This is a genomic window from Pseudomonas sp. HMSC063H08, assembly GCF_001813645.1.
Taxonomy (GTDB): Bacteria; Pseudomonadota; Gammaproteobacteria; order Pseudomonadales; family Pseudomonadaceae; genus Pseudomonas; species Pseudomonas aeruginosa.
Genome location: NZ_KV813614.1, coordinates 1 through 267 on the forward strand (window position 1 = coordinate 1; position 267 = coordinate 267).

Genomic DNA, 267 nt, shown 5'->3' on the forward strand with positions numbered 1-267 from the left:
TCAGGTGCGCGTCAAGCGACAGCTCGACCTGACCACCCTGCTCCCCAGCCTACCCATCACGGCTACCGCCTTGGGCGCCTGGCGGCTGGACGACTACTACGTCACGGCGGTGAAGCTGCAGAACGCCAGCGCCCAGCACCTGGCCCTGGATCCCAGGGACCTGATGGGCAATTTCGTCGCCGCGACCTTCCAGCACCCGTACTTGGGGCCCCGGGGCGACGCCTCCGACACCACTACCGTGTATCTGGTGACGCGCGGCCGCGGCCT

At 68.5% G+C, this 267-nt stretch carries 1 protein-coding gene; it reads left to right on the forward strand.

The window, feature by feature from the left end:
* On the forward strand, positions 1–267 hold a 267-nt coding region (locus tag HMPREF2924_RS28910), incomplete at both ends, for a DUF3438 family protein (protein WP_141765589.1).